Source organism: Fictibacillus barbaricus (genome assembly GCF_014635025.1).
Taxonomy (GTDB): Bacteria; Bacillota; Bacilli; order Bacillales; family Fictibacillaceae; genus Fictibacillus; species Fictibacillus barbaricus.
In genome coordinates, this window is the sequence record NZ_BMCE01000002.1 from 1,402,162 (window position 1) to 1,420,549 (window position 18,388).

The window sequence follows — 18,388 nt, forward strand, 5'->3', positions numbered from 1 at the left end:
TCACACTAATTCTTTCAACCACTTCTATTAAATCCTTCACACTATGCTTTGTCTTAACAGCTCTTATCAAGTCTTACCTCCTACGCCTGGTAACCAGCAGGAATACTAGTTTTAGATGTTCTACCAATTTTCATAACGATCAAACTCGCAAGAACACAGAACGCACCTGCGGAAAGAAAACTAAAATAATAGCTTCCTAACATATCATGAAGCAGTCCCCCACTGTATGCCGCGATCGCTGCACCGAACTGATGAGCTGCCATAATCCACCCGAATAGAATGCCAGCTCGCTCTTTCCCAAAAATATCTGAAGTTAGTTTGATTGTCGGAGGAACCGTTGCCACCCAATCTAAACCGTAGAAGATAATAAAAAACCACAGATAAAAGTGAGATGCATCCAGTGCGAAGGGCAAAAACAATAAAGAGATTCCTCGTAATCCATAGTACCAAAATAAAAGCCATCGGTTGTTAAAACGGTCAGATAGGATGCCTGAGAGCATCGTTCCAAAAATATCGAAAATACCGATAAAAGCAAGCATACTAGCCGCTTTCACTTCTGAAATCCCGTGATCGATACAGGCTGGAATAAAATGAGTTCCTATAAGTCCGTTTGTTGAAAAACCGCAAATGAAAAAGCTGCCGGCCAACAGCCAGAAATCAAGGTGGCGAGACGCCCCCTTTAATTCTCGAATAGGCTGAGTGAATGGATTCAACTTCGGCTGAAGAGGTTCGTGAATGATTTTATTCGATCCATAGGGGGCCAGCTTTATATCACCAGGATGGTTTTTCATTAAAAATAATACAACAAAGAACACAAATGCTATGGCGATGCTTACTGCCCAAATAGACAGCTTCCAGCCTCTTTCTGAGACAAGCTGTGCCAAAAACGGAAGAAAGATAATCTGTCCAGTTGCTCCGCTCGCCGTTAATATCCCTATCACCAATCCTCTTTTATCTACAAACCATCGATTGGCAATCAATGTGCTAAGAACGACCGTCGATCCGCTTCCTATTCCGATCAAAACACCCCATAAGAGATTTAACTGCCATGGTGAATCTATCCAAAGAGTTGAGAATACCCCAGTAATAAGCAATAACAATGCTGTTCCGGTAACCCGCTTCATACCAAACCGCATCATGAGTGCAGCAGCAAATGGACCAAATAATCCGTATAGCAGTAGATTGATCGCAAGTGATGTTGAAACAACTGACCGGTTCCAATCAAATTCTGTTTCAAGCGGTACCATTAAAACACTCGGCATCGAACGAATTCCAGCACCAGTAAGCAAAATCATAAAAGCAACAGCTACCATCACCCATCCATAGTGAATCCTCTTCATCTTTTAAACCCCCTGTTATGTCTTTCATTTACTATAATTCTTATCTTTCCCATTTGTAAAATTGAAATAATTTATTCGTTCCATCATTATTTTTGATACTATATACATAATTCATGTGGAGGTGGATTCATGGAATTTCGCCAGTTAGTTACATTAAAAATGATTATTGAAAAAGGAAGCTTTACAGGGGCTGCTGATGAAATGGGTTATACGCAGTCAACTGTAACTTCTCATATTCAAGCCCTTGAACAATTTATCGGTGCGCCGATCTTTGACCGAATGGGACGAAAGGTAGTCTTAACAGATGTCGGTCATCGAGTGATGGAACACGCAACGGTAATATTGCAAGAATATGAAAAGATGCAGAACCTTAACCTGTCTAACGGTGAGATAACAGGTGAAATTAAAATTGGAGCTGCGGAATCCATGACTGTCTATCACCTAGATAAAATATTAAAAACATATCGTGAACAATGTCCAAATGTAAGGATCTCGCTGTTAAACATTAATTGCAATGAAATTCAAAGTCAGCTCATTTCATCAGAAATTGATGTTGGTTTCATGCTGATTCGTAACACATCAAAGGACGTTAAAATCATTAAACTGAATGAAGAAGACTTAGTACTCGTTGGTTTACCAGAAAAGGCAACCACATTTAATCAAATGAATAATGGACAATGGGACGAATGCTTCATCACCAATGAAAAAGGCTGCAGCTATCGCACTGATTTTGAAGACTATTTACGCCGAAACCAAATCACACCTGCTCATAAGATGGAACTTTGGAGCATCGAAGCTATAAAGAGATGTGTGATGACTGGACTTGGAGTCGGTTTCTTACCTTATGTAACCGTTGAAAAAGAAATTCAGGATAACAAATTAATCATAATTCCATATACTAAGCCGATTGAACCAATGCCTTTATTTATTGGACATCATAAAGACAAATGGGTATCACCAGCGATTCAAAAGTTTCTCGAAGTTACAAAAGAGCATTTTACTTACGTTGTAAATTAGACGTTTCAAATTACAAAAAATGGTGATTTGTACAAGCACTCCCTCTAGCATTTCATATAGTAATAGTGGGGGTGATCATATTGGGTAAGAAATTACGCAAGAAATGTTTAGGTGTTAATGGTTTAAAACAAAACGGTACAGCTGCTGCTAATGGTACAGAAACAGTTGAAGAAAACGGTCTTGGAACAGGCGAAGCTGTTGAAGCCATCCGGTCTATTTTAAGCATTGCTTTAAAAAGAAAAAAATCTAAAAAATCCTCTAAAAAATGCAACAACTCTAATTCATCTAATTCTAATTCGTCTAATTCATGTGACGAATGTTGGGAATAATCCCTAAATAAAAAGCCTCCCTAAAAGGGGGCTTTTTTTACATATTCTATTTCGTTAACTCTACCTTTTTCTCTGCATTTTGTTTTAAATAAGAAAGGGTTGCTGCTCCAAGCAGCTTGGCAGCTATAAGCAAAGCATCTTCATTAATCTTAAATTTAGGATGATGGTGAGGATATGTTTCCTTCCATGTTGCATCTTCTGCACCCGTAAAAAAGAAAGTGCCTGGTACTCTTTCAAGATAGTACGAATAATCTTCTCCGCCCATCTGTGGCTCGATCTCTTCTAGTTGCTGCACTCCAGGTACATTTTTTGCAACATCGACAACGAATTCTGTATCCTTTTTATGGTTGACAACCGGTGGATACCCGCGTCTATACACATATTCATACGATGCATCAGATGCAAGGCAAGTTCCTTTCGCAATACGATCGATCTCTTGCTCAATCGCAGCGCGAACATCTTCTTTAAATGTCCGAACGGTTCCAGTTAATTTTGCCGTATCTGCGATTACGTTAAATGCATTCTTCGCTTCAAAGGCACCTACCGATACAACAGCTGCATCCAATGGGTTTACTCGACGGCTTACGATCTGCTGCAGGTGCGAAACAAGCTGTGCACCAATAACAATGCTGTCTTTCGTTTTATGTGGCTGCGCTCCATGACCGCCTTTACCTTGAATTTTAATGGTAAATGAGTCAGCTGCTGCCATGACCGGACCTGTACGGTAACCGATCGTCCCCTTAGGCATCGTTGCCCACAAGTGTGTTCCATAAATGACATCAACACCATCTAAACATCCATCTTCAATCATCGGGAGCGCACCGCCTGGAGCAAGCTCTTCTGCGTGCTGATGAATAAAAACAACATTGCCTTCGAGTTCTTCTTTTAGTTCTGCTAATACTTTTGCCAATACAAGCAGCGTTGCGGTATGACCATCGTGACCGCATGCGTGCATTACACCAGGCACTTTAGACTTATAGGGCAGATCATTTTCTTCTTGAATAGGCAGTGCGTCAAAGTCTGCGCGCAGTGCTACGGTCTTCCCGGGCTTTCCACCTCTTAAAGTTGCAACTACCCCTCTTCCGCCTACGTTTGTGCGAACATCTAATCCCAATTTTTTATGATACGCAGCAATATATGCGGGAGTTTCCACTTCTTCAAAAGAAAGCTCAGGGTTTTGATGAAGGTATCTGCGAATTTCCACCATTTCATCTGCATAGGTGGCTAATCGGTTAAATAATTGTTCCAAACCTGTTCACTCCTTCTATGAAATCTAGATTATTTATATATTCGCCAAGAGCTAATGAAAGTCCTAGTAAGTACCAAACAACAAATAAGAAAATCAAAAAGACATTGAGAAAGTTACTATTTTACTAGAGTTAAGATGGGACAAGGGCTGAGGGAGATGTAAGTGCTTTCCTGTACAGAATATTCTTTCATTTTGAAATTTACCCCTTCGACATCATCCGCTATAATGAATCTATTGTTTTGCTTTTCAAACCGATTTTCAGGTTACGATAAAGGAGAGAAATTCATGGATCTTTTGTTAAAAGAAAGTCTGAAAGCAAGCTATAACCAACAAGCCGATTTGCGCAGTAAGTCTGAGATAGAAGAATGGAAAATAAACAAGCTCGATACGTTTATTGAGGCACTTTACAAAAATGATTTTACAAACGTTCTCGATATCGGTTCAGGGTCTGGCCAGCACGGTAAATACTTAATGGATCACAACATGGATGTAACGTGCATCGATCTCTCACCTAAAATGGTTGAAACATGTCGCCATAAAGGATTAAAAGCAGAAGTAATGGATTATTACACATTACATTTTGAATCTGAATCCTTTGATGCTGTTTGGGCGATGAACACCCTTCTTCATGTACCAAAAGTAAGCCTGCCTGCCGTTCTGAAGAACATACATACTGTTTTAAGGAAAGATGGATTGTTTTATATGGGAGTTTATGGCGGACAAGATTCAGAAGGTGTCTGGGAAAATGATTCGTATGTGCCAAAACGGTTCTTTTCTTTTTACACAGATGAGGATCTAGTAGATGTTGTTTCTCCCCTTTTTGAAGTACTAGACTTTCACACCATTCCAGAAGCCGGGGGAAGCATGGATTTTCAATCACTGTTGCTGCGTAAGAAACCCATCATAGATTAATTAAAAGGACTCATATAGGTGAAGAAGTCACATTTACCGAATGATGTCCTAAAACATATGGGAGGTACGTCTTTATAAACGTACCTTTACATTTTACGTATATCTTCTAAATAACCATAGGTTGCCATCCTTTTGAACACACTTTGGCTATACCAGCAACATCTTCAGGACCCGCTTTTTTTAAAGTGAAATCAGTTGTTTCTGCCACTTTTCCCACCCCATTATTCTGCTGAATCACTCCTATTATAAGCTATATTTTGGTAAAATAAAGGTATACAGCTCCGTCAGTCAGAAGCTACTTTCAAACGAAAGGCGGAAGATATTTTGACAGATTTGATTACAAAGAATGAACATGTTTATGACATGCTGGACTCCCTATTACGTGATGAAGGTGCCTTTTGGAACTCTTTTTATGAGGATCGAAATAAGAAGATTCCTTTTTTTGTGGATGCACCTGATGAAAATCTGGTGAACTATATAGAGCGAGGATGGATTAAGCCTGGACGGGTACTGGAACTCGGCTGCGGACCAGGACGAAACGCCATTTTTCTTGCCCAACAGGGTTTTGAAGTGGATGCAGTTGATCTCTCTAACGAGGGCCTTGAGTGGGCACGTGAACGGGCAGCTGAGAAGAACGTTCATGTGAACTTTATGCAAGGCAGTATATTTAAAGTAGAACTGCCTATTCACAAATATGACGTAATCTATGATTCTGGTTGTTTTCATCATATTCCCCCTCATCGACGTGTCACTTATTTACATCTGTTAAACAGCTGTTTAACAGAGGGCGGCCATTTCGCCATAACTTGTTTTGATGCTGAAGGAATGGGGTTAAACATCCCCGACATGGACGTGTATAAAGAGCGTACGATGAAGGGAGGTCTTGGCTATACGTTCGATCGATTAAGAGAAGTTTTTTCTGAATTTGAAGAGGTCGAAATGCGTAAAATGAAAGATATTACACAGCCAGCTGATACATTTGGAGTACCTTTCCTTAATGCAGGCCTATTTAAACGATAAATAAACACTTGGAGCATTGTCTCCAAGTGTTTTATATTATCTATTTGTTTAGCACTTTAAAATCCCCCCACTCTTCTGGCAGCATCTCCACATACTTTCTCGTTAAAAAACGATCATCCACGAGGACAAGTGTCCCACGGTCTTCTTCTGACCTGATCACTCTGCCTCCTGCTTGCAGCACTTTATTCATGCCGGGATAAACGTACGCAAAGTCATACCCGTTCTTGCCCGCACTCTGAAAATATTCCTTCATCGTGTCACGCTCTAGCCCAACTTGCGGCAAACCAACTCCAATAATGACTGCACCAGTAAGTCTGTCTCTTTTTAGGTCGATTCCTTCAGAAAAAATACCTCCCATAACAGCAAAACCGACCAGTGACTTCTCTCCTTTAGAATCAAAATGGTTTAAGAACGTCTCCCTCTCTTCCTCCGTCATGGCGGGATGCTGCACAATTGGCTGAAACACAGGATCCTCTTCAGCTAAACGTTCAAATACATCCGTCATATAGCGGTAAGATGGGAAGAAGACGAGGTAGTTTCCGGGTCTTTTTTCTACGAGATCTATAATCATGTTTACGATCGGTTCTATCGTTTTTTCTCGATCTTTAAACCGTGTAGACAGTGGCTGAATGAACACATCCAGCTGCTCTTTTTCATATGGAGACGGCATACGGATCACATAATCTTCTTCTTCTCCTCCAAGCATTTCTCTAAAATAAGAAAGCGGCGAGAGTGTCGCGGAGAAGAAGATGCGTGATCCGTATTTTTTACCGGTCTGAAACAAAAGCTGGGAAGGATCCATGCAGAATAGACGAACTTTAACTTCACTTTTATATGGAGAGATAAATGTAACAAACCGCTCATCATAAAATTGTGAGATCTTTACCATCTGCAGCGATTCAAAAAAAGTTTCCAATAATTGCTCATCACTTTCACCGCTTGCGAGTATCTGTTCAGCTTGTACTAAAAAGTCTTCCAGCAAGGCGATCAATTCCTCTGTCATACCAGGCACTGCAGCTTCTCTTTCACCGTGTTCTTTTTTTAATCGTAAGAGTTCTTCATTGATCCTTTTAGCTGTTATCCAGACACCGTCATGCTTCCTTTTAAAATGGCGGGAGAGCTGTAAGTAGGAAGATTTCATGATCTCAGCCGAATACATACCGCGCGCTCGATCCACTAAGTTATGTGCCTCGTCCATCAAGAGAACAGTCCGTTTCTTTTGTTCTTCAAACAAACGTTTAAATGATACTCGAGGATCAAAAACATAGTTATAATCACAGATTACACTGTCTGCCGCGTAAGCAAGATCAATAGAGAACTCGAACGGACAGACTTTATGTTTTTTTGCATACTCCGAAATAATGGCTTTGTCTAAAACAGTCTCATGTTCCAATATATCCAGAACCGCTCCATTTATCCGGTCATAATAACCGTCTGCAAACTCGCAATGAGCTGAGTCACAGCGGGTTTCCTCTTTAAAGCATATTTTGTCTTTTGCGGTAATTGTAACACTTTGCAAAAACAATCCATGTGCTTTCATCAATAGAAGAGCTTCTTCCGCATTCTTGCGGTTTAAGGTTTTCGCTGTTAAATAAAAGATTTTTTCCGCTTTCTTCTCCCCGATTGCTTTAACAGCTGGAAAAAGAGTGGAGATGGTTTTGCCTGTTCCAGTCGGTGCATTCGCAAAAAGTGTTTTTTTATCAGCAATCGTTTTATAGACAGCTCCTGCAAAGTTCCGCTGGCCATTTCGATAACTTGCATATGGAAAAGCGAGATCACGGATGCTCTCATCTCTCTTTTCTGAATTATGGATCTTGAGCTTCGCATATGGTGCATAGCTTTTCACAAGCTGGAGCATAAACTCTTCCAACTCATCTGACGTTACCTCTTCTTCAAACTTCTTTTGTTCACCAGAATCGACATGAACGTAAGTGAGCTGTACCGCCACTTTCTCTCTATTCTCTTTTTTTATGTACATATAGGCATAACACTTCGCTTGAGCCCAGTGAACAGGATAAGATTCTCTCGTAATCTCATCTAAATTTCTTGCTGTAGACTTAATCTCGTCGATTGTTACGGCTTCCTCACGCGAAAGAAGACCATCACAGCGGCCCTCTACTATATATTCTATATCTTCATAGGTATAGTTCGTTTGTAAGTACACTTCAGCCGCATCTGCTTCTTCATATGTTTTTTGTATCGTTTGATGGGCTTTTGTACCTTCTATTAATGAAGAGGTCGACTTAAATCCCGATTGGATACTGCCTGAACGGTAAACATATTCTACGAGAGAGCGGACAGAGATATTCACAGAACGGGACATGAAGTCACCTCCTGATTTTTGTTATCGTAATAATTCAATAGTAGCATAAAGCAAAAAAACAGCCATCTTATTCAGATGACTGATTTGCCACGGCTTCATCGTTAAGATCTGCCGTACAGTTTTGACACTTAACCGCTCTTAGCGGAATCGTTGACAAGCAATATTTGCATTCTTTTGTATCTGGTTCTTTTAACTCTTCTTTCTTTTTCAGACGGTTGATCTGCTTTACTACGAAGAAAATAACGAGAGCTATAATGAAAAAGTTAATCAGCGTATTAATAAACAGCCCATAATTCAACGTGGCTGCCCCGGCCTTTTGTGCTTCAGCCAAGGTTGCATAATCCCCTTTTCCTAAATTTATGTACAGGTTGCTAAAATCTACTTTTCCAAGCAGCAGGCCAATAGGAGGCATAATTACATCATCAACAAGTGAAGTTACAATCTTGCTGAAAGCAGCTCCGATAATGACCCCTATCGCAAGGTCGATCACATTACCGCGCATGATAAATGTTTTAAATTCGTTCCACATCCACAAAAGTTCCTTTCTGTATCGCTATTTATATGTATAACCATACAGCATCCTTCTTAAAACGTCATCATCCAGCAATCCATTTATTCTTTTTTTAGTTCCACCGTCAGAATATCTTTCACATTTGTACAAACATCAGCTTCAAACTCTAGTTCTAACAAGGCAACGCTTTCTAATTTTGCATGAAAGGGTTTCAAATCTTTAACAGAATAATCAAATGCTTCAACCAACTTCTCATGAGTCAGATGACTGGCTATCGTACAATGCGGAACCCATTGACCAGGAGCATATAAAGATTTTGGATCTACATAGGATTTAAACCGTTCATGATAGCGCTGATGAAAACGATTTAGGATCTCATTCTTTGTTGGAGCTGCATATAACGTACCACTGTCCAGAAACATACCGAGTGACGGAAAGAATAATGGTACGACGGACTCGCCATGAAAATATTTCTTCATCGCTTTTTTAAACTCGACAATCTCTATTTCGGTATGTGTAGCAATTGTAACATGAGGACGCATCCCATAATCAGCAATTCTTGCCTCCCTCATACCATCTCGTAACTGGTTTACTCTTTCTTCTGTTTCCTGATCCAAATAAGCCATAATGCCGTACATAGTAAACGCCCTCCTTTTGGTGTTATTATACAGAATTTATGATTTCTGTAAATATATCCATTTATAAAATATGGCTTCCGCTCTTGTCCCGAAAAAATGGGCTAATTCCGCCCAAACCTTTAACTTGTACCCCTAATATTCTGTCATTGTAAAGAAGGAGGTGGGTTACATGGGATTTAAGTCACACGGAAACAGCTTTGCTTTGATCGTAGTGCTATTTATCTTGTTAATCATCGTTGGGTGCTGCTGGTGCGGTGGTTACGGCGGTGGATACGGCGGTGGATACGGCGGCGGCTGGTGCTAATCAGTTCATTTCCAGAATGGAAATAAACGCGCTTATTCATTCATGATCAATTGCGTTAAAACCTTTTGCTTTAACAACCCCTCGTATGATAACAGAGAGAAAAACCAGAGAGAGAAAAAGGCCTGCACTCTTAGGAGAGCAGGTCTTTTACATATCAGTATGGTTCTCCTAACCCAGTAAATGAAACTACTTTCGCCCCATTGTAAGAATCACTTTGGTTTTCTAGTATAACTATATACATACATTACAAAATCCTAACAGTAAATTAATATTTTTCCATTATCGTAAACCTGTATGCCAAATCTAGCAACCCTAATTTATGTTTACAGGAGGAAGAAATGAAAAAACATTGGAGAAAGCTTTTGCCCACTGCCCTTGCCTTTAGTTTAATGAGCGGCACTTTATCACCAGGTACGACTTCTGCTTTAGGAGAGTTCGATCTCGTGTCGGAGATTGTTCAAACTCCTATTAATGAGTACCGGGCAGACCTAGCGCCTGGTGTGAAAGAAAAGCACTATAGCTTTGAAAGCAAAGAAGGCAAAAAGATTGAGAGTTTCGTAGTGGAAGTGGATGTACATAATCCTAACGTTGCCATTGAGGCAGGAACTCCTAATGATGGAGATGCATTTGGCTTACAGCCTGTAAGAACACAAGCAAATGCAGCCAATGAAGAGAATCACCAAGTGGTTGCGGCCGTAAACGCTGATTTTTATAACATGGCTACCGGCGAACCCCACGGGATCGTTTATAAAGATGGACGTACTATAAAAGGGACGAATGGGCAATCGTGGAACTTCTTTGGAATAAAGAAGAACGGAGGAGCTGTTATCGGTAACTCCTCTGAATATGAAACGGTTAAAGCTGATCTTAAAGAAGCTTTAGGTGGAAATGCTGTTTTAGTCAGAAACAGCCAAATCTATCAAACTCCACAAACGGGTCAAGATAAAGAACCCCGTACAGCGGTCGGGATTAAAGAGGACGGCGATGTTTTCTTTGTTGTCATTGATGGAAGACAAGAACCTTATTCTGCTGGGATATCGATGAAAGACTTAGCGCAACTAATGATCGACCATGGTGCTGTTCATGCACTTAACCTTGATGGCGGAGGCTCTTCCACATTTGCTTCCCGCAAGCTTGGTGACGATGTGCTAGAGGTGGACAACCAGCCATCTGACCGAAATGAAAGAAGTGTGGCAAACTCTTGGCTAGTTGTGACAAAAGAACCTTCTGATCACGTCTTTCATTCTGCTCACATCGAACCTTATGATAAATCGTTCACGCCTGGTTCAACAATAGATTTTTCAGCAAAAGGATTGGACAAGTCTAAAGCTTCTGCCCCACTTCCTGCTGCAGGGTTAACGTGGGAGCTTTCTGATCCATCTTTCGGAACCATTGATGAAGAAGGTACGTTTATTTCTAGTGGAAAAACAGGCCAATTCCATATCCTTTTAAAACGCGATGGTGCAGAAGTTGGAAAAAGTATCATTGAAATTGAGAAGCCAGATGAAATGTACTTTGGTTCAACCGAGTTAACAGTTGCAAAAAACAGCCAAAGAGCGATTGATCTCGTTACACGATTTCAAAAAAGAAACGTGAAATGGAATCTGCAGGACATTGATTTTGATATCCCAGAAGGTATAGGAACAATTGACAAGAATGGTATTCTTCAAACGGGAGATCAGAACGTAAAAGGAACCATCACGGCACGGTTAAAGGGAACATCTCTTGAAGCGCAATTAAAGGTTTCTGTAGGTCAGCTGCCGATCGTTGTTCATAGCTTTGAAAATGAATTAGGCAATTGGAAAACGTCTACCGCAGGGCGCGGTGAAAAAGGAACACTATCACTATCTGAATTCCCCGAGCCCGTTCGTTTTGATAATCAGTCATTGAAACTTGATTTTGATTTTACAAATGCGCAAACAGGAACGACACTCGGTGTTTATTCGGGACCTGGCACACATACCCCTATCGAGGGTAATCCCTCAAGTATCGGGATGTGGGTTTACGGGACTCCTGAAGCACAAGGATATTGGCTTAGGATGCTGATTGTGGATGGCAACGGGAAAAATCAGACGATCAATCTAACAGGTGAAAAACCTGGAATCGACTGGACAGGCTGGAAGTACATTGAGGCCGAGATCCCATCTTCGTTTACGGGTCCTTTTAAATTATCAGCAACCCAAACCATACGGATGATGTCTACGAGATCCGGCCTCACTGGCCCAATGACAAAGGGATCCATCTATTTTGATAACATTCGTGCGGTATACGGGGAGAAAGTAGATGATCTTTTCCCTCCCGTTGTTCAATCTGTAAACACAGACGGAAAGAACTACACTTCAAATGAAGTAACAATCACGGCGAAAGTAAATGAATATGAAGATGATCCTTTTAAAACAGGTATCGACTGGGAAAAAATCCGCGTTCTGGTGGATGGCATAAATTATGCTGATGCAAAAGGACACTTCTCCTACGATATGGATGGTTCTGTTTCCCTCAGCGGCTATAAGTGGGCTGATGGAACACATAAAGTAACTGTGATTGTTCCAGATAAATTTGGAAACCAAGCTGTTCATACTAGCTATTTTACAGTTGAAACAGGTTCTTCAAAGGTCGAGCTTCTTTCACCACAAGAAGAAGCTTACTTAGGAGATACTTTTAACCTTGGCGTAAGCATGACTAAACCGGCAGATATCTCTCGTTCAACGATCCGTATACAAATGAATAAAGGGTATCCTGTTAAGAACGTTTCGTTCCCAGATGCTTTTCAAGAAAGCACCTCAACCTATGATTCAGAAACAGGAATTCTGACGTTAAACATGATTAACACTGGAGAAACAGGTGCCACTGCGGAATCTGCAACCATTCAAGTCGATATTCCTGCAGGAACAAAAGAAGGCAGCGAATTCACGTATGAAATGATAGAAGGAAGCATCATTTACAGTGAGCCAAAAGCTGAGAACTTCGTCCCTACCTTCTCCATGAAATCTGTCAGTGTACCAGTAAAAGCAGCGATCAGTTTGACACACGAGCCAATTTTAATCGGAAAGCCGACTATACTTTCTGTTAATGATCAGAAAAAGGACGTGGTTGCTGGTGCTGAGATTTTTGCCTTGATCGATGGCGAAAAAGAACCTGTTTTATTAGGAAAAACGGATACGAACGGAACGCTTGCCGCAGATTCTTTTACAGATGAAATCAAGAAGGTTACTCTTTATGCCGTTAAAGACGGTAAGTATTCATATAAAATCAATACTCAAACATATCCAGCTCTTGCAGGTGATACAGAATTTAAGAATATCATCTCATCAACAACAGGTGATCCATATCAGACGAAGGGCTTAACGTGGATGTCGAGTCCATTAGCGGAAGAACAATCCACTGTTATTCAATACGCAAAGAAAAAAGATTTTGAGCGTAATGGCATGACATCGCTAATGACTAAAAATGGAACGGGAAGCAACCACGTATTCTCGGGAGAACTGGACATTAAGAAAAACGGTATCGTTCGTTTAAATAAAGTGCTTCTTCAAAAACTACAGCAAGATACAACTTACATTTACCGTGTTGGTGATGGTACTAACTGGTCAGCGTTTAATGAGTTTACTACCTTAAAAAGAAAACAAAGCTTTGAATTCGCAGTATTAGGTGATACTCAGTCCCCATCAGATCTATCACACTTTAATAAAATACTTGGTGATCTGGACAAGAAAGATTTATCTTTTATGATTCACGTCGGTGATTTGATTGACGAGTCTTCAAAGTTCAAGCAATGGGATGATGCCTTAACAACAATAAGCAGTTATGACAACATTCGTTCTACAGATCTAATCACTGCCCTAGGGAACCATGAATACATGGGAGATGCGGACGGATCGTTGGCAAAATCTATCTTTAACCTGCCTGGTAACGGACCAGACGTAGATAAAGGGGGTACGTATTCGGTCGATTACAACAATATGCATATCTCTGTACTCGGATATACAACAGATTCTGATGTTTTGAACCAACAGCTAGAGTGGTTAAAGAAGGATATGAATAATTCGGATAAGCCTTGGAAAATCCTTGTCACACATAAGCCTCCATACTATACAAACCCGTTTGGCGGTAACGAGATCATGAAAGAAAAAATTCCTCCTGTAGCAGATGAACTAGGAATTGATCTTGTATTCTCTGGCCATGACCATTCTTACGGCAGAACAAAGAAACTAAAAGCCGGAAAAGAAGATCCTAACGGAACGGTATATGTTGTAGCCGGTACAACTGGAAACAAACATTATGATGCTGTTGCTGATGAGAAATTTGACTTTGTTAACATGGATAATATCGCAGTATCCATGCATGCAAAAGTGGATAAGGAACAAATTACGTTTACGACCACTTCATCAGATGGAGAATTAATTGATACATTTACTGTCATCAACGAGATTTATGAAGATGAAGAATAATAGATAAAGTGGGAAACTGGCTGGATGAGGTCATTTAATGATCTTACAGCCAGTTTTTTGTAATTTTTAAATGAACGGATGGATTTATGATCGACTGTATGCAATTCACACTAAAAAACATTGCAGGAGCCACTCTGCAATGTTCACCTCATTCACACTTGACGATATCTTTCCTCTTTCCTTCTAAAGATTGATCACCTTTTGCAGCAGCAGATCTTTTTTCTCAGACTGTACCCATGCTTCTTTCACTTTCCCGGCTACTTCATATACAACAAGGTCTGGATTTTCTTCTAACAGTTCCGCGGTGCTTGCTTGACACTTAATCAGTAAATAGACAAGATCATCTTTTACTTCTTGTTTTAAAATATCAACACCATCTGTTCCGTGAAAACCAACTGATGAGCCAATGACAGCATACTCTCCAACTAACGTACGATCTGCTTCTTCAGCTAAAGATCCTGCCGCAAACGGAGCGATTTTTTTCTTCCTTGCGAATGTTGAATTTGATTGCAGCACATACGTCAAGTCTTCCACCATGGCACTGGCGGTTGGCAGCTTCCCTGCTCCAGCACCTTGAACAGTTACTTTTCCTGCAAGACTCGTTTCTACCATGATAGCATTTTGAACATCTTCCACTCCGTAAAGAGGGTGAGCAGCGTCCACAAGAACAGGTTTTACAGATGAAATGAATTGGTCGCGGTCACGTCGGATCCGCGCCAAATGTTTCACTTTAAAGCCCCAGTCTTTAAAAACAGCGATCTGCTCTGACGTCACATCTGTTATCCCTTTACGTTCGACGTCTTTCCATTCTGGTGTCTCTCCAAACGACAACTCACTTAAGATCATCAACTTAAAAAAAGCATCATGGCCTTCTATATCACTTGCCGGATCTGCTTCTGCATAGCCCAGTTCTTGTGCACGCTTCAGCACATCTTGGAAAGGCAGCCCTTTCTCCCTCATATTCGTTAAAATATAATTGGATGTACCGTTCAGTATAGCTTCAACCGAATGGATCTCATTGACTTGCAGCAGTTGTGCGATGCTTCGAATAATCGGTGTTCCTCCTGCGGTTGTCGCCTCAAAACCAACGAAACGTTCTAGCTTTTCGGCTTTATCCAGCAATGTTCTTCCATGTCTAGCAAACATTACTTTGTTGGCCGTAATCACATGACACCCTTTTTCAAGGGCTTTGCTCAAGTAAGTGAAACCAGGCTCTTCTCCTACAATCGCTTCAAATACAATTTGTAAGCCTTCAATCTGCAGAATTTCCTCAAAGTCTGTTGTGACAAGAACGTGTTCATCCACATCACGTTGTTTGGATCCATCTTTTACTAGAATACCTTCAATAACAACCTCTTCACCCAACACTGCCTTAAGCTGTTCCCTATGTGTTTTCAGTGCTTCATATACACCTTGGCCGACGGTTCCAAATCCGAGCAGCGCCGCTTTAATAAGTGCCATATTGCAGCCTCCTTTCTTGTATCAATGCTTCTCTTACATATGGTCCCCATTTCTCAAACTCTACTAAAAATCCGTCATGTCCGAAATCTGTTTCAATTGAATAATACGTTCCAAACCGGGTATGTTTTACGAAATTCTCAATCACCTCTGGCGGGTATAGAAGATCGCCTTCATAACCAAACGCATGCACTTCCGCTTGGATTTGCGAGGCTGCACGTTCCCAGCCGCCTAGTTTATCTCCAATATCATGGGCGTTCATCGCGTAAAGAAGAGCAACGTAGCTGTCTACATCAAATCGTTTAGTGAGTTTCTCCCCTTGATAAGAGAGATAAGAATCCACTTGGAAGAAAGGCTTTCCTTCCTCATCTATTTCCCTAACTTCCCGTTTAAATCGATCGTTAAATAGCTTAGGCTGACGATAAGTTAACAATCCTGCCATTCTAGCAATCTCCAAACCTGCTAACTTTTCACTTCTTTCATATTTGCCGCTTTTATATACAGGGTCATTTTCTATGGCGTGAAGTGCCAGTCTATTGAAGGCCACACCATAATCACTTAAATACGGAGTTGCAGCAAAAACAAACACTTTTTCTAAAAAATATGGAAACTGTACTGCCCATTCTAAAGCTTGCATCCCGCCAAGAGATCCACCCAGTACGGCTAAAAGCCTGGGAACACCTAAGATGCCAAGTGCCTGACGCTGCGCCCGCACCATGTCTCTTACTGTTACAAAAGGAAAACTCTTTCCATAGCGCTCCCCTGTTTCACCGTTCACTTTTGCCGGCCCTGTAGAACCGCTGCACCCGCCGAGCACGTTGAATGAGATGACTTGAAATTGGTTTGTGTCGATGTATTTATCTGGACCGATCAGCCCTCTCCACCAGCCCGGATCGTGTTCTGAACCATAAGCGTACTGATTTCCAGTTAGAGCATGACAAAGCAGAACAACAGGACCTTTTGCGTTTCCCGTCTTTTCAAAAGCCAACTCCGCATCAGCAATAACTTTGCCGGATTCTAAGGCAAAATCGCCAATCCTTACTTTACCTATTTTTCTATTGGTCTCAAGCAAGTTTTTGTAACTCACGGGCTTTCAGCTCTCTTCGTAAAATTTTTCCGCTGATCTTTGTTTTTGGAAGCTCTTCTACAACTTCAATCTCACGCGGAGCAGCATGTGCTGCAAGCTCACCTCTAACGTAGATTCGGATCTCTTCCAAAAGGTCAGAGCTCGAAGTGTATCCATCTTTTAACACAATAAAGGCTTTTACGATCTCTCCGCGAATCGGATCGGGTTTACCGATAACTCCCGCTTCGGCCACTGCTTTATGCTCGATAAGTTTGCTTTCTACTTCAAAAGGTCCAATTCTTTCTCCTGAAGAATTGATCATGTCATCTGAACGACCTTGGAAAAAGATATAGCCATCTTCATCCTGGATAGCCAAATCTCCTGACACATACCATTCACCCCAGCTAAAATAAGAATTATACTTTTCAGGATTCTGCCATACTTCTCTCATAATAGCTGGCCATGGTGCTTTGATCGCCAAATGTCCGACTGAATAAGGAGGCAGTTCCTTTCCGCCTTCATCCAAAACAGCTGCTGTAATGCCAGGAAATGCTTTTCCCATAGAACCAGGTTTGATTGGTTCAGTCGGCAGATTCACGATCAACTGTGCACCTGTTTCCGTCATCCACCATGTATCATGAATTCTTTTTCCAAGCATATTCTGGCCCCAATAGATCACCTCAGGGTTTAATGGTTCCCCGACACTTAAAATATGCCGTAGTTTTGACAGATCATACTGTTCAGGGAGTTGATCTCCTTTTGCCATCAGCATCCGAAAAGCAGTCGGAGCACTATACCAAACTGTTACCCCTGTTTTTTGGAGCGTTTCATACCAAGTTTCTGCCTTAAAACGGCCTCCATGAACGACAATGGATGCCCCGTTCAAGAGTGGCGCGAACACTCCATAGACTGTTCCTGTTACCCAACCAGGATGTGCGGTGCACCAATACACATCATCTTCTTGGATATCCAGCACCCAGCGCCCTGTTAAATATTGCTGAACCATAGCACGGTGCGCGTGGATGATTCCTTTTGGCTTCCCCGTTGAACCTGATGTATAGTGGATGTTAAGTCCATGTTCCGGGTCTACCCACTCGATCTGACTCTTGATATTCTTTATTGTTTTCAATTCTTCTTGTAATGCGATCTCACTATCCTCTCCTTTTCCATCCGTTAAAAATACTGTTTGGAGACTTGGCAGTTCATGACGAGGAACACGCGTATACAGTTCTTGATTCGTGATTAAATAGGTTCCTTCACAGTCTGCGATACGATCTCTTACGGCATCAGACATAAATGCTTCAAACAACGGTCCGACAACAGCTCCGAGTTTGATCGCTGCAAGCATCGCGATATGACAATGGTGATGTTTAGGCAGAAAAACAAATACAAAATCCCCTTTTTTCACACCATGCTTAGCTAATACAGCTGCCCATCGGTCCGTAGTTATCTTTAGCTCACCATAACTAATCCGAGTTTCCTGTGAATCATCTATATAATGAAGTGCCGTTTTTTCGCCGCGGCCCTCTTCAACATGGCGGTCCACACATTCATAAGCCATGTTCGTTTTCCCATCTGGTCTTCTGCTAAATCTCTCTACGACAGGTTTCCATGAAAAAGGAGCATCACTTCGGTCGCTTTCAATATTATGTGTTCCACCTACAGGTTCTATGGTAGCTAATCTTGTCATTGCTGTTCACCTGCTGCTTTCTTCTCAACGTTTAGAAAATTTAAGATGTGTGCTTTTTGTTTAGAAAGATAGGCATCCAGGGC

14 protein-coding genes are annotated in these 18,388 nt (G+C 41.2%); 6 read left to right on the plus strand and 8 right to left on the minus strand.

Annotated elements, in window-relative coordinates; all coding sequences use genetic code 11:
* Positions 1 to 80 precede the first annotated feature (80 nt).
* A complete protein-coding gene (locus tag IEV52_RS16600) occupies positions 81 to 1,340 on the minus strand; it encodes an MFS transporter (RefSeq protein ID WP_188403599.1) in 1,260 nt (419 codons plus the stop codon).
* A gap of 129 nt (positions 1,341 to 1,469) precedes the next feature.
* Here IEV52_RS16600 and IEV52_RS16605 point away from each other — a divergent pair, with 129 nt between their 5' ends.
* Positions 1,470 to 2,357: a LysR family transcriptional regulator gene (locus IEV52_RS16605; protein WP_188403600.1), complete on the plus strand. Its 888-nt coding sequence runs from the start codon at positions 1,470 to 1,472 to the stop codon at positions 2,355 to 2,357.
* An 80-nt stretch (positions 2,358 to 2,437) separates the two neighbouring features.
* A complete protein-coding gene (locus IEV52_RS16610; RefSeq protein ID WP_188403601.1) occupies positions 2,438 to 2,686 on the plus strand; it encodes a hypothetical protein in 249 nt (82 codons plus the stop codon).
* Positions 2,687 to 2,732: 46 nt separating this feature from the next.
* Here the strand turns inward: IEV52_RS16610 and IEV52_RS16615 are convergent, their stop codons facing one another.
* Positions 2,733 to 3,935 (minus strand): M20 family metallopeptidase, encoded by a 1,203-nt coding sequence (locus IEV52_RS16615; protein WP_276208308.1) that lies wholly within the window; start codon positions 3,933 to 3,935, stop codon positions 2,733 to 2,735.
* Between the two features lie 225 nt (positions 3,936 to 4,160).
* Between IEV52_RS16615 and IEV52_RS16620 the strand changes: the two genes are divergently transcribed.
* Positions 4,161 to 4,847, plus strand: coding sequence for a class I SAM-dependent methyltransferase (locus IEV52_RS16620; protein ID WP_268234782.1), 687 nt, complete (start codon positions 4,161 to 4,163; stop codon positions 4,845 to 4,847).
* 324 nt (positions 4,848 to 5,171) lie between these two features.
* On the plus strand, positions 5,172 to 5,867 hold the full coding sequence (locus tag IEV52_RS16625; RefSeq protein WP_188403603.1) for a class I SAM-dependent methyltransferase: 696 nt from the start codon (positions 5,172 to 5,174) through the stop codon (positions 5,865 to 5,867).
* A gap of 40 nt (positions 5,868 to 5,907) precedes the next feature.
* Here the strand turns inward: IEV52_RS16625 and IEV52_RS16630 are convergent, their stop codons facing one another.
* The 3 genes from IEV52_RS16630 to IEV52_RS16640 all read right to left on the minus strand — a co-directional run bounded on the left by IEV52_RS16630 (position 5,908) and on the right by IEV52_RS16640 (position 9,339).
* Positions 5,908 to 8,190, minus strand: coding sequence for an ATP-dependent DNA helicase (locus IEV52_RS16630; protein ID WP_188403604.1), 2,283 nt, complete (start codon positions 8,188 to 8,190; stop codon positions 5,908 to 5,910).
* 67 nt (positions 8,191 to 8,257) lie between these two features.
* Positions 8,258 to 8,719 carry a large conductance mechanosensitive channel protein MscL gene (mscL, locus tag IEV52_RS16635; RefSeq protein WP_188403605.1) on the minus strand — a complete coding sequence of 154 codons (462 nt, stop codon included), beginning with the start codon at positions 8,717 to 8,719 and terminating at the stop codon, positions 8,258 to 8,260.
* Positions 8,720 to 8,802: 83 nt separating this feature from the next.
* Positions 8,803 to 9,339, minus strand: a complete 537-nt coding sequence (locus IEV52_RS16640) for a 2'-5' RNA ligase family protein (RefSeq protein WP_188403606.1) — start codon at positions 9,337 to 9,339, stop codon at positions 8,803 to 8,805.
* A 169-nt stretch (positions 9,340 to 9,508) separates the two neighbouring features.
* On the opposite strand from IEV52_RS16640, the gene IEV52_RS16645 reads away from it, so the two are divergent.
* Together IEV52_RS16645 and IEV52_RS16650 are read left to right on the plus strand one after the other, a co-directional pair.
* Positions 9,509 to 9,643 carry a YjcZ family sporulation protein gene (locus tag IEV52_RS16645; RefSeq protein WP_077363080.1) on the plus strand — a complete coding sequence of 45 codons (135 nt, stop codon included), beginning with the start codon at positions 9,509 to 9,511 and terminating at the stop codon, positions 9,641 to 9,643.
* 338 nt (positions 9,644 to 9,981) lie between these two features.
* Positions 9,982 to 14,091: a phosphodiester glycosidase family protein gene (locus tag IEV52_RS16650; RefSeq protein WP_188403607.1), complete on the plus strand. Its 4,110-nt coding sequence runs from the start codon at positions 9,982 to 9,984 to the stop codon at positions 14,089 to 14,091.
* Between the two features lie 183 nt (positions 14,092 to 14,274).
* Here the strand turns inward: IEV52_RS16650 and IEV52_RS16655 are convergent, their stop codons facing one another.
* From IEV52_RS16655 to acsA, 3 genes are read right to left on the minus strand one after another with little or no spacing between them, the layout of a single operon-like run.
* Entirely contained in the window at positions 14,275 to 15,552 is a 1,278-nt protein-coding gene (locus IEV52_RS16655) for a homoserine dehydrogenase (protein ID WP_188403608.1), read from the minus strand.
* Complete coding sequence (gene metX, locus IEV52_RS16660) at positions 15,539 to 16,636, minus strand: homoserine O-acetyltransferase MetX (RefSeq protein WP_229754321.1); 1,098 nt, start codon at positions 16,634 to 16,636, stop codon at positions 15,539 to 15,541. The genes IEV52_RS16655 and metX overlap by 14 nt, the downstream gene beginning before the upstream one ends.
* Positions 16,614 to 18,305, minus strand: a complete 1,692-nt coding sequence (gene acsA, locus IEV52_RS16665) for an acetate--CoA ligase (RefSeq protein WP_188403609.1) — start codon at positions 18,303 to 18,305, stop codon at positions 16,614 to 16,616. The genes metX and acsA overlap by 23 nt, the downstream gene beginning before the upstream one ends.
* Positions 18,306 to 18,388: the final 83 nt, after the last annotated feature.

What these genes read in the sequence shown, in the direction of transcription:
- IEV52_RS16600 (WP_188403599.1), bottom strand. Translation starts at nt 1,340, where the DNA reads ATGAAGAGGATTCACTATGGATGGGTGATGGTAGCTGTTGCTTTTATG.
- IEV52_RS16605 (WP_188403600.1), top strand. Translation starts at nt 1,470, where the DNA reads ATGGAATTTCGCCAGTTAGTTACATTAAAAATGATTATTGAAAAAGGA.
- IEV52_RS16620 (WP_268234782.1), top strand. Translation starts at nt 4,161, where the DNA reads ATGAATCTATTGTTTTGCTTTTCAAACCGATTTTCAGGTTACGATAAA.
- IEV52_RS16630 (WP_188403604.1), bottom strand. Translation starts at nt 8,190, where the DNA reads ATGTCCCGTTCTGTGAATATCTCTGTCCGCTCTCTCGTAGAATATGTT.
- mscL (WP_188403605.1), bottom strand. Translation starts at nt 8,719, where the DNA reads ATGTGGAACGAATTTAAAACATTTATCATGCGCGGTAATGTGATCGAC.
- IEV52_RS16640 (WP_188403606.1), bottom strand. Translation starts at nt 9,339, where the DNA reads ATGTACGGCATTATGGCTTATTTGGATCAGGAAACAGAAGAAAGAGTA.
- IEV52_RS16645 (WP_077363080.1), top strand. Translation starts at nt 9,509, where the DNA reads ATGGGATTTAAGTCACACGGAAACAGCTTTGCTTTGATCGTAGTGCTA.
- IEV52_RS16650 (WP_188403607.1), top strand. Translation starts at nt 9,982, where the DNA reads ATGAAAAAACATTGGAGAAAGCTTTTGCCCACTGCCCTTGCCTTTAGT.
- IEV52_RS16655 (WP_188403608.1), bottom strand. Translation starts at nt 15,552, where the DNA reads ATGGCACTTATTAAAGCGGCGCTGCTCGGATTTGGAACCGTCGGCCAA.
- acsA (WP_188403609.1), bottom strand. Translation starts at nt 18,305, where the DNA reads ATGACAAGATTAGCTACCATAGAACCTGTAGGTGGAACACATAATATT.